Genomic DNA, 14,683 nt, shown 5'->3' with positions numbered 1-14,683 from the left:
TCCCGCCAACTGCCCCACTACCCCCAATGTGGGAGCGATGACCCCCCGTCATGGTGACGCATAGGGAAGCCCCTCGCGATGAGACTTAACTCACCAGCACCCCGCCAGGACGTGCCGCGGGCAGCCATGGTGGCTATCCCGGGCATTAGGAGGACATCCGAGATGACGACCACCCAAGAAACCGCATCAGCCGTTGCACCCGACGAGGTCGCACGCAGGATCGTGCTCCCTGAAGGACACGCAGATCTCACCGCGCTGCACGAAGCCTACAAGTGGTTGCGTGACAACATGCCGGTGGCAAAAGCGGTCGTCGAGGGCTACGACCCGATCTGGTTGGTCAGCAAACACGCAGACATCCAGGCGGTGGAGAGTCTCTCGGAGGTCTTCGCAGCCGGCGGCGGCTCCGAGAACCCCGGTTCGCACAACCCGATCCTGCAGAACCTCGCCGGCGACGAGTTCACCAAGCAGCTCCTCGGCGGTAGCCTGCGCATCCTCGATGCGCTGCCCTACATCGACCCGCCCGAGCACACCCAGGCCAAGAACATGGCCTTCGGCTATTTCAAGCCGCCGTCGGTGAAGAAGATGGAAGCCCAGATCCGGGACCTGGCGAAGGAATCGATCGAGAAGCTCAAAGGACTGTCTGCGCGCGGCGAGATCGACCTTGTCGATGACTGGGCGTTGGGCTACCCGCTACACGTGGTAATGACGCTGGTCGGGGTGCCGCCGGAGGACGAGCCGCGGATGATGGCTCTCACCCAGGAGTTCTTCGGCACTGCCGATCCGGAACATCAGCGCGAGGACGTCGAGCCGCTCTCGCCGGAAGCGATGGCCCAACAGTGGGCGGCCACCATCCAGGACTTCTTCGGCTACTTCGACACCCTCGTCGAAGACCGCCGCGCCCACCCCCGCGACGACCTGGCCTCGGTGGTCGCCTGCGCCAAAGGGGCCGACGGTGAATACTGGCCCAAGTCTTTCGTATACGGCTGGTACACAGCCATTTTCACCGCGGGGCATGACACCACCTCGGCGACCCTGGCCGGCACGTTGCAGCAGCTGGCCCTACACCCTGAGGTGCTGGCCAGAGTCAAAGCAGACCCGAGTCTTGTGCCGGACCTCATCCAGGAGGGTTTGCGGTACGTGGCGCCGGTCAAGCACTTCATGCGCCGGGCATTGACGGACTTCGAGTTGGGCGGCCAGATCATCAAAGCCGGTGACCGGGTAATGCCGCTGTTCCAGTCCGGCTGCCGCGACGAGGAGGTCTTCGACCACCCCGACGAATTCGACATCAACCGCAAGCCCAACAATCACCTCGCGTTCGGCTTCGGTGCCCACACCTGTGTGGGCCAGCACCTGGCCAAGCAGGAACTCAAAGTGATGTTCGAGGAGCTGCTGCCCCGCCTGGAATCGATCGAGGTACTCGGACCCGGCAGCGTGACGCAGACCAACTTCGTTGGCGGCCTCAAGCACTTGCCCGCCAAAGTCACCATCTCCTGATCGGCCGAAACGACAATGACAACAATCGATTACCCGCAGCTTTACATCGGCGGTACGTGGACCGCGCCCGCCGGCCACGACACCATCGGGGTCCATTCCGCGACCACCGAAGAGCGGATCGGTTCGGTGCCCAGAGGCAGTGAGGCCGATATCGACGTTGCCGTGGCAGCGGCGAAGTCCGCGTTCAACGCGCCCGACGGGTGGTCCACCTGGGACCCCAAGGAGCGTGCCGACGTTCTCGAACGGTTCGCGGTGGAACTGGAAGCCCGCGGTGCCGAAACGGCGCGTCGCGTGTCGATGCAGAACGGGATGCCGATCTGGCTGGCCCAGCAGTTCGAGGCGGGATTTCCGCCGCTGCTACTGCGCTATTACAGCGACCTGATGACCAGTGCACCAGCCGAGGACGCCCGGCCGGGCATGCTCGGCGGAACCGCGCTGGTGTCCAAGCAGCCCGTCGGCGTCGTCGGCGCGATCGTGCCCTGGAACGTCCCGCAAGGAATCTCGTTCCTCAAGCTCGCACCGGCATTGGCGGCCGGCTGCTGCGTCGTACTCAAACCGGCCGAGGAAACCGTGCTCGATGCTTTCCTAATGGCAGAGGCCGCAGCCGCAGCGGGCCTGCCCGAGGGAGTACTCAACGTGGTCCCGGGCGGCCGCGAGGTAGGCGCATACCTGGTGCAGCATCCCGACGTCGACAAGGTCTCGTTCACGGGCTCCACCGAGGCAGGCCGCTGGATCGCCGAGACCTGCGGGCGGCTGCTGCGGCCGGTGACCCTGGAACTCGGCGGCAAGTCCGCCGCGATCGTCCTCGACGACGTCGATCTGGCGGCCTCCCTGGAGCAGTTGTTCGGGTCCACCCTGCTCAACAACGGTCAGATCTGCTGGCTCAGCACCCGGGTGCTGGCCCCCCGCAGCCGATACAACGAAATCGTCGACGCGATAACCGATCTGACCCGCTCGCTGGCGATCGGAGATCCTCTCGATCCCGAGACCAAGATCGGTCCGTTGGTGTCGAAGCGACAGCGGGAGCGCGTCGAAGGCTACATCGCCAAAGGCAAGAATGAGGGCGCCCGACTGACCACTGGCGGTGCGCGGCCGGCAGGATTCGACCGCGGCTGGTTCCTCGAACCCACGATCTTCGCCGACCTGGACAACAACGCGACCGTGGCACGCGAAGAGATCTTCGGGCCGGTGCTGTCGCTGATCCCCTACTCCGACGAACAAGAAGCCGTGGCAATCGCCAACGACAGCATCTACGGCCTCGGCGGGAGCGTGTGGTCATCGAATCCCGAACGAGCGGCCAACGTCGCCCGCCGCGTTCAGTCCGGGACGGTTGGGGTCAACCACTACGTCAACGATCCCGTCGCCCCCTTCGGGGGAATCAAGCAGAGCGGCATGGGGCGCGAACTCGGTCCGGAGGGGCTCGACCCGTTCCAGGTGTACAAGACCGTCTACCTGCCGCGTCCGGCGGGCAATGGCTAGTTTCTGGCCACCTCGCGGTATCGGAGCACGTAACCATGTCTGCCCCCGCTGTCACCACGCCCGGTGCGAACGTCCATGAATTCACAACCGAACTCGTCGTTCGCTGCCGCAGCACGCCGGCAGAGGGTGTCGTGGTGCTTGACCTTGCCCACCCAGAGAACGAGGAACTGCCGCGTTGGGAACCCGGAGCCCACATCGACCTGTTGCTCGACGACGGCCTGACCCGTCAATACTCGTTGTGCGGTGATCCACGCAATTCCGGGATCTGGCGCGTCGGGATCCTGCTCGATCCGAACAGTCGCGGCGGTTCCCGCTATGTCCACGAGGAGCTTCACGAAGGCGCCACGGTACGAGTGCGTGGTCCTCGCAACCATTTTCCGCTGGTCGATGCTCAGCACTACCGGTTCATCGCGGGAGGAATCGGTATCACACCGATCCTCGCGATGCTTGAGGCCGCACAACGCGCCGGCACCGAGTGGACACTGCTCTACGGTGGAAGGACCAAGGCGTCCATGGCATTTGCGGACGAGCTGGCCGAGCGCTTCCCCAGCCGAGTGACCGTGTGGCCTCAGGACGAACTTGGTCTGCTGGACCTGGAATCGCTTCTCAAGGAGCCCGACGACAACACGTTGGTGTACTGCTGCGGGCCCGAAGCGCTGCTCGACGCCGTGGAACAGCACTGCGCCCACTGGCCGGCAGGGCGACTCCATATCGAAAGATTCGCCGCCAAGACGCTGGCAGCGGGAGAAGCCACTGAAGCACTCGAGCAGTTCGAGGTGGTGTGCCAACGCTCCGGAGTCTCCTTTGAAATAGGGTCCGACCAGTCGATCCTGGAAGTCCTTGAGGAAGCAGGAGTTCCGATTCTGGGGAGCTGCTACGAAGGCGTCTGCGGCACCTGTGAAGCGCGGGTGTTGCAAGGCACGCCCGAACACCGTGACTCGGTCCTGACCGAGGCTGAGCAAGCTGCCGGCGACGTGATGCTGGTCTGCGTGTCGCGCTCGCGCACCGAAAGGCTGGTGCTGGACCTGTGAAGAATGTCAGGAGCAACTACCCGCGGAAGTGCTGGTATGTGGCTGCCACCGGCGACGAAGTCGCCGGCTCGCCGTTGGACAGGCGACTGCTCGGCGAGAAGGTAGTACTGTGGCGCAGTTCGGACGGACGCGTCAACGCTTTCGAAAACCGTTGCGCACACCGGGCTTTCCCACTTTCACACAGTCGTATCGACGGGGACCGACTGGTCTGCGGTTACCACGGATGTACCTACGACATCGACGGCAAGTGCGTCCACATTCCCTCGCAAGCCCAAGTCCCGACGGGCATGCGGGTGCGCGTTTTCCCCGTCCTCGAGCAACCACCATTTGTGTGGATCTGGCTGGGAGCCACGGCCGCTGCCGCCGGCAGCGAGCCACCACGCACGCCGTGGATCAACGATCCGGCCTGGGCGACATTCGCCGATTCCTGGCGCGTAAATGCCAATTACCTGATGGTCCATGAACATTACCTCGACTTCAGCTACGCCCCGATCCTGCACAGGCGCGATGTCCCTCGGGAAATCGAAAGCATGCCGGCATTCAGCGATGTCGAAGTGAGCGAAACCACCGTTTCCTACACTCGGATCCTGCCGCAGGCCCATCTCACTGATTGGGAAGCCGACTCGACCGGACTCGACCGTGGCGTGGCGTATCAACGCCGCGAAAGCGGTACCTTCGTCTCTCCTGCTATGCACCGCCAGTTCTGGGAGATCGCAACCGCGAACGGCGAGCTGTACATCACTACCCGGACACACGCCATCACTCCCGAGACGGAAACGTCGACTCACGTGTTCATGCAGGGATCACGCAGCTATCACACCGATCGTGATGAGGTGACCGCTCGCCTGCGCTCCTTCTTGTCCGGAGTTGCCGAACGCGACACCGCTATACTCGAAATGGCCTGCGCGCATTCGGGTTACGATCGGTGGCGAGGCGGAGTGGAATTCCAGGCGGACGCCGCAGCATTGCGCGCCCGACGCATCGTGGGCGTGATGTTGGCCAGAGAAGCCGGCCATGCAGCAATACGGCCGGGGCTGGCGCCCAACACCCGCAGCGACGCACTCAGCCCTTTGCGATCGACTACTGCGCGGGGCTAGCGTCGGCGGGAATTCGGCGGGCGCCATAAAGGCGGACCCCGCCGCGTATCCCTTTCAGTCGACGCGCCTGCGCCGGCGTCCACTGGATGTCGCCAGGATCGCCGATTACATCGCGCGCAGTCTCGGTTACCCGCACCGTACCGGCGGGCGCAGCGCTGGTAACTCTGCTGGCAAGATTGACCGGGCTGCCGTACCAGTCCCCGGCACGGTTGACGGCGGGTCCGAACGCGAGTCCGGCTCGCAGTCGCGGGAAATCATCCGCGGCCGCCGCATCAACCAGGTCCAAAATGGTCACCAGTAGTTTGTGCGGATCTGAGCAGACCAGCATCACTGCGTCGCCAATAGTCTTGACGAAGTGAACTGGCAGTTTGACAACCGTCCGAGCGAGATCTGCCAATCGCAGGGCCACCAGTCCCAGATCTTCGGGCGGTATCTGCTCTCCGAGGCGCGTGAAACCCACCAAGTCGGCGAAGGCCACCGCGACCTGCCGCGCGCCCGGCAAGGTACCAGTGGTGCGCTCGAATACGTTGATCGCCTCTGTCTCAAAGGAATGCCGCAACGCCAGCCGCAGCAAATCGCCAACCATGGGCCCAAGAATCGGTTCGGCATCGTGCGCCAGCACCTCGAAGGCTTGAGCGAGCTCGAGTTCGGTTGCCCCCGGGTGCAGCGCTGCGTGCAGTGCCGCCTGCCGCATCATCACCGCGACATTCGTCAGACCGTCCATCAGCAGACGCCCGATCAAGGTCACCTGCGCGGGATCGAGCCCGATCTCTACCAATCGTGCTGCACCTAATACAGATTCGGCATCCGCCCGCGATAGCAGGCGCGCCTCGGGGTCATCTGACTGGACCAGGCCAACGGCGCTGTGCAGTCGCCGCAGCAGCTCCAGATTCACCCCGCTGGAGTCTGAAATCTCCTGCGGCGAGACCAATGTCCCATCATCGCCGATCATGCGATTGGCCGGCAGCAGCATCGGGCTGAACTCGCCACGGATCTGGTCGACGTTGAAGCCGCGACTGAGCAACCATCGAACAAGGTCCGCACGCTCTTGACGGGCCCGCCCATGCAGATTGTCGAGGAGTCCTGCTGCCTCGATATCGCGGTCGTCCGGGTCTGCTGCCACGGCGTCAACGTACACCGCGACCGGCATCCACCAATCGCGAAAGCTGTCGCGAACTCACGGGATTCCCTCCACGTGGGCACCGGTATCTCCCCCGCGGGCGAGGCAACCGCTTCGTCAAGCGTCCATGATTGAATCTGGGTGTTTCATCGATATTGGAGTCCACGTTGGTTACTACCCGCCGTTCCGGTCAGGCCGTTGAAACCGTCGACGTCGTTATCGTCGGGGCCCGCTGCGCTGGCACCGCCGCGGCCGTGCCACTCCCCCGAGCGCACCGAATCTGCCCGCAGCGAAAGCGTTTCCGCCGACTTCATAGCTCCAACCTCTCCGTGGTCGACCGCCGTTCGTCGGCCTCGTGCATCATGGCGCTGATTGGTTGGCCGGCAACGCATTTTATTCGCGATGGGGAGCGATTTCTCGCGGCACAGGTCCCAGTCTAGGTACCGTCCCATGCAAAAAGGGACATAAGATTTCATCGCGCCAATCGATGGTAGGTAATTTATCGCATCAGATATACAGATAGGGTCATCGGCATGGAGCTACGCCAGATCGAGTACTTCGTCGCGGTGGCCGGCGAGATGAGCTTCACCCGCGCCGCGGAGCGCGTCCACGTCGTGCAGTCGGCCCTGTCGACGTCGATCGCAAAGCTGGAGCGCGAACTGCAGGTCCAGCTTTTCGACCGTACCCGTCAACAGATCCAGCTCACCGCCGCCGGCGAACGTTTCCGCGTTTATGCCAACGACGTGCTGCGCGTCGCGCGCACGGCGGCCGACTCCGTCAGCGAGTTCCGCGGGTCGCTCTCCGGCACAGTCGAGTTCGGCTCCCTGATCTCCTTCGGTCCGATGGACGTGGCTCGCGCGCTGGGCGACTTCCACAGCGCCAACCCGTTCGTACGACTTCGACTGCGGCTCAGCCAGTCTGGCGCCTCGGCCTATCTGTCGGCGTTGCTGGACGGCTCGCTCGACTTGGCGCTGGTATCGGTACCCAACCGATTTCCGCCTCAACTCGACATGCGGTTGCTGTTCGAGGAGCCAATGGTTTTCGTCTGCCGAGACGACCATGCGATGGCCGGGCGCAGACGGTTGCAGCTGGGCGACCTCGCGAGTGAAGAGCTGGTCAGTTACCCACCGGAGTTCGGGTTGCGGCGATTGATCGACGACGCGTTCCACGCCGCCGGTGTATCGCCGCAGACGTTCTACGAGGTGCCGGCCGGTTTCGCCGATATCGCGGACCTGGTCGTCAACGGCCTGGGCACCACCTTCATGCCCGAGTCGGAGGCCCGGCGCTTTCCCGCGTTGCGATCGATCAAGCTGACCGATGCGGTGATCTGGCAGGTCTTTCTCGCTTCGCCACCCGCCGATCAGCTGACACCCGCCGCAGCAAGACTGGCCGGCATCTTGCTGGATGCGGCACCGCATAAGGGCGGTGCGCGCTGACGGCAACTGCCGTCGGGCGGGAATGAATTCGCCGGCGGCGGACTTGCCTACCAGGTAGCGAGGCAATTGGTAACGAGCAGGGAGGTCCATGGACATGAGCGCGGCGACGCTGGCTGGGAAGCGGGCACTTGTCACCGGAGGTTCGCGCGGCATCGGCGCCGAGATCGTGCGGCGACTGACCGCGGACGGTGCCGCGGTGGCGTTCACCTACGCGTCGTCGGCGAGCGATGCTGACAAACTCGTCGCCGAAGTGGCGGGGAACGGCGGCAAAGCGGTTGCGGTACAGGCCGACGCCGCCGACCGGAACCAGATCGCCGCCGCCGTCGAGCAGGCCGTGACCGAACTGGGCGGCCTGGATGTGCTCGTCAACAACGCCGGCACCGCGTATCTGGCACCGATCGACGAGTTCCCTGCGGAGGAGTTCGACCGCGTCGTCGGCGTCAACATCGGTGGCGTGTACTGGGCCGTCCGGAGCGCTGTCGCGCACCTCGGAACGGGTGCTCGGATCATCAACATCGGCAGCATCAACGCCGACCGGGTGCCGGGGCCAGGTCTGTCCGTGTACGCACTGACCAAGGGCGCGGTGTCGTCTTTCACTCGTGGACTGGCTCGTGAACTCGGACCCCGCGGGATCACCGTCAACAACGTGCAGCCCGGCCCGATCGACACCGACATGAACCCGGCCGAAGGCGACTTCGCGGAAAGCCTCAAAGTGGTGTCCGCGCTGGGACGCTACGGTCACACCAGCGACGTCGCCGCCATGGTGAGTTTCCTGGCGGGTCCCGAGGCCGGGTACATCACCGGTGCCAACGTCAACGTCGACGGCGGTTTCACGGTCTGACGACGCACACGGTCTGCGGTCACCCGGCAGATCACTCGTACGGGGGTTGGTGGCCCGCCGTGCGCTGAGTACCTCTTCGAAGTAGCTCAACCGAGGAGGTCATCATGTGCAGCACCAAAGATCCCACCGACCATTTCCGCACCACCTGCCCGCACACCGGCGAGTACTTCATCGACCGGTACTGCTGGCCGGGCGTCTCGTCGATCGCACTCGGTGTCATGTCACTGTCCGCCGGTACGGCGGCCGCAGCCTACAAGCACTACGAGTGGTTGCTGGCGTGCGGCCTGGTCGCCGTGCTGGCGATCGCCGGAGGGCTGGCCTGGCTCGTGGTGGAGCACCGTCGGGTGATGCGCATCGAACGCGATTGGCATGCGGCGCATGCACACACCCCTCGGGTGAAAGAGTTGCGACCGGTCGCTTAACCCCTCCCGTCCGCTGTCACGCGCGTGCCTGTCATCCTGACGGGCGATGGATGAGACCCAGGAAGTACGCCAGGTGTGGCAAGGGCTCGGCCTGCCCGGCCTCGTCGACGTGCACACCCACTTCATGCCGAAGCCCGTGATGGACAAGGTCTGGAGATACTTTGACGAAGCCGGGCCGCTGGTGGGACGCACCTGGCCGATCGCCTACCGCACCGATGAGCAAGATCGATTGGAGAAGTTGCGCGGCTTCGGGGTGCGCGCCTTCCCGTCCCTGATTTACGCCCACAAGCCCCAGATGGCGGCCTGGCTCAATGAGTGGGCCGCGACGTTCGCCGACGAGACCCCGGACTGCCTGCGCACAGCCACCCTCTACCCGGAGCCCGGCGTCGAGGCCTACGTCCGACGAGCAGTCGACGAGGGTGCACGGGTGTTCAAGGTGCATATCCAGGTGGGCCGCTACGCCCCCACTGACCCGCTCCTCGACACCTCGTGGGGTGTGCTCGAAGACGCCGCCATCCCCGTGGTCATCCACTGCGGATCCGGTCCCGCCCCTGGCGAATACACCGGCCCCGGCCCGGTCACGGCGCTGCTCAGACGCCATCCCCGACTGCGTTTGATCGTGGCCCACATGGGCATGCCCGAGTACACCGAGTTCCTCGACCTGGCCGACCGGTATCCGGACGTGCGACTCGACACCACGATGGCCTTCACTCCGTTCGTAGAGGAGACCATGCCGTTTCCGGCATCCGAATATGGGCGGCTCCGCGATTACGCCGACCGCATCCTCTTCGGCAGCGACTTTCCCAACATTCCCTACGGCTTCCTCGACGCACTGCGCGTCCTGACCGGGCTACCCGGCGTCGACGACGCTTGGCTGCGGAAAGTACTGCACGACAACGCCGCTCACCTTTTCCAGCTCGACACGTAATAACGCGTCAGCTGCGGTGTGCGCGCAGTTGATACAACCCGTGCGTCCTGGCGACCACGGTGCCGTTCTCGTCGGTCACGACCGCGTCCAACGTGTAGTCCGATTTGCCCTGAGCGGCGGCCTCGGCTTCGACGCGAGCGATCGTCTCGTCGTCCATCTCCGCCTCGGCACGCAGGGGTGTCGTGGCCATCGCCAGGAACGAGATGTCGACGTTCTTCACCAGCGGGAAGTACTTACTCGCGTCGAAGGTGGACAGAGCGATGATGCCGCCAAGAACTTCTGCGACGGTGAACTGCACGCCGGCGTAGATGACACCGAAGTGGTTGCCATTGCCCTCGACCGGAACACTGGCGGCGGCAAAGCCGCGTCGCGCCTCGACCACGCGCACGCCCATGTGTTCAGCGATCGGGATGGTCGACGACAGAGCGGAATTCATCATCTCGACGATGGGGTCAGTCACGTCGTCGATGGTTGCACACCGGTCCGCACGCGCTGACGCTCGGGCGTCCGGCACGGGCCTACAGGTTTGGCGTTCCTGCTGCGTGCAGTGCACAGGTCATCGGGAGGGATCGCGTTCCGCCCAGGCCGACGATGATCACCAGGCTGTTGAGCAGGCTGGCGACCACGGTCGTGGCCAGCAGGCGCGGCACCCCGAGGCGGTGGATGGGATCGGTGCCCAGCACGCTGTCGGATCGCCGATCGGACGTCGGTGCGGAACCGGCGCGCCGCCTGAGGTGACCACCGATGGCGGGCCGCCGCGATGTAAAACTTGTCAACATGGCGTCCGGTTCCTACCACCACGGCAACCTGCGGCAGGCGCTGCTGGATCACGCCGTGACGCTGGCCCGGGCCGGCGGGCCGGACGCGGTGGTATTGCGCGACGTGCAGCGCGCGGCGGGTGTGAGCAACGCCGCGGCCTATCGCCACTACGCCGACCGACAGGCGCTGCTCGGCGCGGTTCAGGTGTACGCGATGACGCTGCTTGGCGAGTCGATGGTGGAGTCGATCGCCGCGGTTCCCACCCGCGGCCCGCGCAAGAAACGTGCCCTGGCTCGGTTACGGGCCACCGGTCAGGCTTACGTCGACTTCGCCCTCGCCGAACCTGGGCTATTTCGAACGGCTTTCGCGCCCGGCGGGCCGCAACAGACCGATCCGGTTGTGGCGCTGGACCGTCATCCGTTCCATATTCTCAGCCGCTGTATCGATGACCTCGTCGCCACCGGAGTGCTCACCGCGAGTCGGCGCGACGGCCTCGACGAGGCGGCGTGGGCCGCCGTGCATGGCCTGTCGTCGCTGTTTCTCGACGGGCCGCTGGCCGCGGCGGACGCCGACCGCAAGCAGTTGATTACCGACCGCCTCCTCGACGTCGTCGAAGAAGGCATCCGCTAGCCGTCGATGTTGACAGCGATAACTTCAGCTGCCATGCTTTCCGATGTTACTGCTGTCAACATAAGGCGGACCCCGATGACCATCGATGCCCCAGACCGTTCCCGTCTCGAGTCACCACCGGCGCGGGTCCGTCCCGCCGCCGTGCTGGCTGTCGTCCTGATCGCCTCACTGGCGATCAACGTGGAGACCACCATCGTCAATGTGGCTCTGCCGACGTTGAATTCGGCGCTCGGTGCCTCGACGCGCGGCCTGCAGTGGATCGTTGACGCCTACAATCTCGCCTTCGCCGCGCTGGTACTGGCCGGCGGCACCATCGGGGACAAGTTCGGCCGGCGCGGGACGCTGATCGCCGGGCTCATCCTCTTCGCGCTGAGTAGCGCCGGCGCGGCACTGTGCACCACAACCGGCTCCCTGATCGCACTGCGGGTAGTGATGGGCGTCGCCGCGGCGCTGATCTATCCGACCACGCTCGCCATCATCACCGACACCTTCCGGGAGGCCCGGCAGCGGGCAATCGCGATCGGTCTGTGGGGCGCGGTCACCGGGCTGGGCGTCGCGATCGGCCCGATACTCGGCGGCGCACTGCTCGAAGTGTTCTGGTGGGGCAGCCTTTTCCTGGCGCTGACGCCCATCGCCCTCGCGGCTGCGCTCGCGGCGCCCGTCGTCATCCCGGCCTCGACGCCGGACCCGGGTTCACGCCTCGACCGGGGCGGACTGGTGCTCTCCGTCCTGATGCTCGGCGCGCTGGTCTACACGATTATCGAAGCGCCAGAACAGGGTTGGAGCTCTGCGCGTACGTTGGGCGGCTTCGCGCTGGCACTGGCGGCGGGCGTCGGCTTCGCGTTGTGGGAGCGGCGGCAGCGCGACCCACTCATCGACGTCACGTTGTTCACCAACCTGCGGTTCAGCGCGGCAAGTGGCGCCGTGACGGTGGCGTTCTTCGCCTTGTTCGGGTTCATCTTCCTGATCACGCAGTTCATGCAGCAGCTGCAGGGATTCGGGCCGCTGGGCACCGGCGTGCGGATCTTGCCGGTGGCGTTGTCGATCGCGGTGGGATCGGTACTGGGCACCAGGCTGGCCGTCAGCAGGGTAGGCACCAAAGCCGTTGTCTTCGTTGGGCTGTTGATGATGGCGGCGTCCTTCGCCTGGATCAGCACCTGCGATCTCAGCGTCACCTACCTGGAGATGGCCGCGCAGATGGTGCTGCTGGGCGGCGGCCTGGGACTGACCACCGCGCCCGCCACCGACTCCATCATGGGTGTCGTGCGGCCCGAGCAGGCCGGTGCCGGGTCGGCAGTCAACGACGCCACCCGCCAGGTGGGCGGCACCCTCGGGGTGGCGGTCATCGGCAGCGTCTTCTCCACGCTCTACATCCGCCACCTCACCGAAAGTCAAGCGCTGCAGGGGCTTCCGCAGCCGGCCCGATCTGTCGCCCAGGAAGGTCTCGCCCAGGGCCTGGCCGTGGCCGGACAGTCTCCCCCCTCGATAGCGGACACCGTGCGGTCCACCGTCAGCGATGCATTCCTGTCCGGTATGAGCGCGGGCTGCCTGACCGCCGCGGCGGTCTGCCTGGCCGGAGCGTTCTTCGTGCTCGCCGTACTGCCGGCACACCCGGTCGGAACCCGGGCATGAACAAGCGCGAGCAGTACGGACCGTGGGCGGTGGTCACCGGCGCCAGCAACGGGATAGGGTGCGCTGTCGCCAAATATGTTGCGGCACAGGGCCTTGACGTGGTTCTCGCGGCCCGCAGCGAGACCCGGCTGCAGGAACTCGCCCTGGAACTGGAGCAGTCGTATGGGGTGAAGGCCCAGGTGGTCGTGGTGGATCTCGGTCGAACCGCTGGGGTGGCAACGCTGCTGAGCGCGACCGATGGCTTGGAGGTGGGTCTGGCGGTCTTGGCGGCCGGGTTCGGGACCACCGGGCCGTTCACCGATACCGCCCCCGCCGATGAGCTGGAGATGATCGCGCTCAACGTCAGTGCCGTCGCACAGTTGGCCCAGGCTTTCGCCGCCCGGATGACCGCACAGCGGCGCGGCGGAATCGTATTGTTCGGCTCCATCCTCGGCTGGCAGGGAGTGCCCGGCCACGCGAACTACGCGGCGACTAAAGCGTATGTTCAGAGCCTTGCCGAGGGCCTGCACCGCGAACTCAGACCGCGCGGCGTCGACGTGCTGTCGGTTGCCCCCGGACCGGTGCACACCGGCTTCGCAGCGCGGGCTGGCTTGACGATGAAGTCGGCTGCCGCACCCGAAACGGTGGCCGAGGCGATGTGGTCGGCGCTCGGGCGCCGGGTGACCGTGGTGCCCGGAGGGCAGGCGAAGTTCCTGACGGCGTCTCTGAAGATGCTTCCCCGCCGGGTCAGGTCAATCATCATGGGCCGCGTGATGGCCTCGATGCGGCCCCGGTGAAAAATTGCCGCGGAATTTAGCGGTTGCGCGGCCATACGATTTTCTGACATGCGGTGACCCTCGGGCGGTGACCGCTCCGGTTCGGAGGTCGAAATGTCCTTTGTCACTGCGGTTCCGGAGTTCCTGACGGCGGCGGCCTCCAACCTGGGCGACATCGCCTCCTCGATCGGCGCCGCCAACGGGGCGGCGGCCGGCCCGACCTCCGCGTTGTTGGCCGCCGGCAGCGACGAGATCTCGGCGGCCGTCGCCGCGGTGTTCAACGAACATGCCCAGGCCTACCAAGCGGTCAGCGCCGGGGCCGCGGAATTCCACCAGCAGTTCGTGCAGCTGCTCACCGCGGGTGCGGGCACCTACGCCAGCGCCGAGGCAGCCAACGCCAACCCCCTGCAGAATCTGATCAACCAGGTGAATGGGGTCACGGAAACTTTGCTGGGCCGCCCGCTGATCGGCGACGGCCGCAACGGTGTCGACGGAACCGGTTCGCGTGGCCAAAACGGCGGATTGCTGTGGGGCAACGGCGGGGACGGCGGGTCGGGGGCGGCCGGCCAGAACGGCGGCCGCGGCGGGGACGGCGGCTTCTTGTTCGGCAACGGTGGCCGGGGCGGAGCCGGGGGCGCCGTCCCGAACGGGTTTGCGGGTTTCGGCGGTAACGGCGGCAACGCGGTGGGCCTGTTCGGCACCGGCGGTGCGGGCGGCGTCGGCGGAGCCGGCGGTACCGGAGTCGCCGGTGACGGTGGAAACGGCGGTAGCGGCGGTTTCCTGTTCGGCAACGGCGGTGTCGGCGGGGCTGGCGGACGAGGCTTCGTCGCCGGCTGGGGCGGCTTTGGCGGCGACGGCCTCGGCCTGCTCTACGGCGCGGGCGGAACAGGCGGCGCCGGTGGCGCCACCCCCTTCAACGGCGGCGTCCCGGGCATCGGCGGTACCGGCGGCAGCGGCAACGTCCTGTTCAACGTGATCAGCACCGGTGCGGCCGGCGGCGCCGGCGGGGACGCTGCCGGCGTCACCACCGGCGGGCAGGGTGGTCAGGGCGGTAGCGGT

16 protein-coding genes are annotated in these 14,683 nt (G+C 65.9%); 12 read left to right on the top strand and 4 right to left on the bottom strand.

What is annotated here, in order from left to right:
- The first annotated feature begins 162 nt into the window (after positions 1-162).
- The 4 genes from AO501_RS00070 to AO501_RS00055 are packed head-to-tail and all read left to right on the top strand — an operon-like array spanning position 163 to position 5,101.
- Positions 163-1,494 (top strand): cytochrome P450, encoded by a 1,332-nt coding sequence (locus AO501_RS00070; RefSeq protein WP_055575760.1) that lies wholly within the window; start codon positions 163-165, stop codon positions 1,492-1,494.
- Positions 1,495-1,509: 15 nt separating this feature from the next.
- Positions 1,510-2,973 (top strand): aldehyde dehydrogenase, encoded by a 1,464-nt coding sequence (locus tag AO501_RS00065; RefSeq protein ID WP_055575759.1) that lies wholly within the window; start codon positions 1,510-1,512, stop codon positions 2,971-2,973.
- Positions 2,974-3,008: 35 nt separating this feature from the next.
- Positions 3,009-4,004, top strand: a complete 996-nt coding sequence (locus AO501_RS00060) for a PDR/VanB family oxidoreductase (protein ID WP_055575758.1) — start codon at positions 3,009-3,011, stop codon at positions 4,002-4,004.
- A gap of 38 nt (positions 4,005-4,042) precedes the next feature.
- Complete coding sequence (locus AO501_RS00055) at positions 4,043-5,101, top strand: Rieske 2Fe-2S domain-containing protein (RefSeq protein ID WP_231752268.1); 1,059 nt, start codon at positions 4,043-4,045, stop codon at positions 5,099-5,101.
- On the opposite strand, the gene AO501_RS00050 is transcribed toward AO501_RS00055, so the two are convergent.
- Together AO501_RS00050 and AO501_RS36745 are read right to left on the bottom strand one after the other, a co-directional pair.
- Entirely contained in the window at positions 5,085-6,251 is a 1,167-nt protein-coding gene (locus AO501_RS00050) for an adenylate/guanylate cyclase domain-containing protein (RefSeq protein ID WP_055575756.1), read from the bottom strand. The two genes, AO501_RS00055 and AO501_RS00050, sit on opposite strands and share 17 nt — an antisense overlap.
- A 116-nt stretch (positions 6,252-6,367) precedes the next feature.
- Positions 6,368-6,535, bottom strand: a complete 168-nt coding sequence (locus AO501_RS36745; protein ID WP_156452238.1) for a hypothetical protein — start codon at positions 6,533-6,535, stop codon at positions 6,368-6,370.
- Positions 6,536-6,754: 219 nt separating this feature from the next.
- Here AO501_RS36745 and AO501_RS00045 point away from each other — a divergent pair, with 219 nt between their 5' ends.
- The 4 genes from AO501_RS00045 to AO501_RS00030 all read left to right on the top strand — a co-directional run bounded on the left by AO501_RS00045 (position 6,755) and on the right by AO501_RS00030 (position 9,848).
- On the top strand, positions 6,755-7,657 hold the full coding sequence (locus AO501_RS00045) for a LysR family transcriptional regulator (protein WP_055575755.1): 903 nt from the start codon (positions 6,755-6,757) through the stop codon (positions 7,655-7,657).
- Between the two features lie 94 nt (positions 7,658-7,751).
- Positions 7,752-8,498: a 3-oxoacyl-ACP reductase family protein gene (locus AO501_RS00040; protein WP_055576108.1), complete on the top strand. Its 747-nt coding sequence runs from the start codon at positions 7,752-7,754 to the stop codon at positions 8,496-8,498.
- Between the two features lie 104 nt (positions 8,499-8,602).
- Positions 8,603-8,920, top strand: a complete 318-nt coding sequence (gene usfY, locus AO501_RS00035; RefSeq protein WP_055575754.1) for a protein UsfY — start codon at positions 8,603-8,605, stop codon at positions 8,918-8,920.
- A gap of 46 nt (positions 8,921-8,966) precedes the next feature.
- Positions 8,967-9,848 (top strand): amidohydrolase family protein, encoded by an 882-nt coding sequence (locus tag AO501_RS00030; protein ID WP_055575753.1) that lies wholly within the window; start codon positions 8,967-8,969, stop codon positions 9,846-9,848.
- A 7-nt stretch (positions 9,849-9,855) separates the two neighbouring features.
- Here AO501_RS00030 and AO501_RS00025 read toward each other — a convergent pair whose 3' ends face one another.
- Entirely contained in the window at positions 9,856-10,308 is a 453-nt protein-coding gene (locus AO501_RS00025; protein WP_306237545.1) for a PaaI family thioesterase, read from the bottom strand.
- 58 nt (positions 10,309-10,366) lie between these two features.
- Positions 10,367-10,627: an ABC transporter permease gene (locus tag AO501_RS40585; protein ID WP_082658299.1), complete on the bottom strand. Its 261-nt coding sequence runs from the start codon at positions 10,625-10,627 to the stop codon at positions 10,367-10,369.
- Between AO501_RS40585 and AO501_RS00020 the strand changes: the two genes are divergently transcribed.
- From AO501_RS00020 to AO501_RS00005, 4 genes are all read left to right on the top strand, one after another.
- Positions 10,626-11,237, top strand: coding sequence for a TetR/AcrR family transcriptional regulator (locus tag AO501_RS00020; protein ID WP_055575752.1), 612 nt, complete (start codon positions 10,626-10,628; stop codon positions 11,235-11,237). The two genes, AO501_RS40585 and AO501_RS00020, sit on opposite strands and share 2 nt — an antisense overlap.
- A 75-nt stretch (positions 11,238-11,312) precedes the next feature.
- Positions 11,313-12,869 carry an MFS transporter gene (locus AO501_RS00015; RefSeq protein WP_055575751.1) on the top strand — a complete coding sequence of 519 codons (1,557 nt, stop codon included), beginning with the start codon at positions 11,313-11,315 and terminating at the stop codon, positions 12,867-12,869.
- Positions 12,866-13,645: an SDR family NAD(P)-dependent oxidoreductase gene (locus AO501_RS00010; RefSeq protein ID WP_055575750.1), complete on the top strand. Its 780-nt coding sequence runs from the start codon at positions 12,866-12,868 to the stop codon at positions 13,643-13,645. The genes AO501_RS00015 and AO501_RS00010 overlap by 4 nt, the downstream gene beginning before the upstream one ends.
- 93 nt (positions 13,646-13,738) lie before the next feature.
- Positions 13,739-14,683, top strand: a 945-nt coding sequence (locus tag AO501_RS00005) for a PE family protein (protein ID WP_156452237.1), incomplete at its 3' end; no start/stop codon positions are given.

The sequence above is a fragment of the Mycobacterium gordonae genome, assembly GCF_001417955.2.
GTDB lineage: Bacteria > Actinomycetota > Actinomycetes > Mycobacteriales > Mycobacteriaceae > Mycobacterium > Mycobacterium gordonae_B.
Note: the sequence above shows the minus strand (reverse complement) of the source record. Positions and strands in the feature narration are given on the sequence as shown.

Coding starts and splice junctions, on each gene's coding strand:
- AO501_RS00070 (WP_055575760.1), top strand. CDS start 163: ATGACGACCACCCAAGAAACCGCATCAGCCGTTGCACCCGACGAGGTC.
- AO501_RS00065 (WP_055575759.1), top strand. CDS start 1,510: ATGACAACAATCGATTACCCGCAGCTTTACATCGGCGGTACGTGGACC.
- AO501_RS00060 (WP_055575758.1), top strand. CDS start 3,009: ATGTCTGCCCCCGCTGTCACCACGCCCGGTGCGAACGTCCATGAATTC.
- AO501_RS00050 (WP_055575756.1), bottom strand. CDS start 6,251: ATGCCGGTCGCGGTGTACGTTGACGCCGTGGCAGCAGACCCGGACGAC.
- AO501_RS36745 (WP_156452238.1), bottom strand. CDS start 6,535: ATGAAGTCGGCGGAAACGCTTTCGCTGCGGGCAGATTCGGTGCGCTCG.
- AO501_RS00045 (WP_055575755.1), top strand. CDS start 6,755: ATGGAGCTACGCCAGATCGAGTACTTCGTCGCGGTGGCCGGCGAGATG.
- AO501_RS00040 (WP_055576108.1), top strand. CDS start 7,752: ATGAGCGCGGCGACGCTGGCTGGGAAGCGGGCACTTGTCACCGGAGGT.
- usfY (WP_055575754.1), top strand. CDS start 8,603: ATGTGCAGCACCAAAGATCCCACCGACCATTTCCGCACCACCTGCCCG.
- AO501_RS00030 (WP_055575753.1), top strand. CDS start 8,967: ATGGATGAGACCCAGGAAGTACGCCAGGTGTGGCAAGGGCTCGGCCTG.
- AO501_RS00020 (WP_055575752.1), top strand. CDS start 10,626: ATGGCGTCCGGTTCCTACCACCACGGCAACCTGCGGCAGGCGCTGCTG.
- AO501_RS40585 (WP_082658299.1), bottom strand. CDS start 10,627: ATGTTGACAAGTTTTACATCGCGGCGGCCCGCCATCGGTGGTCACCTC.
- AO501_RS00015 (WP_055575751.1), top strand. CDS start 11,313: ATGACCATCGATGCCCCAGACCGTTCCCGTCTCGAGTCACCACCGGCG.
- AO501_RS00010 (WP_055575750.1), top strand. CDS start 12,866: ATGAACAAGCGCGAGCAGTACGGACCGTGGGCGGTGGTCACCGGCGCC.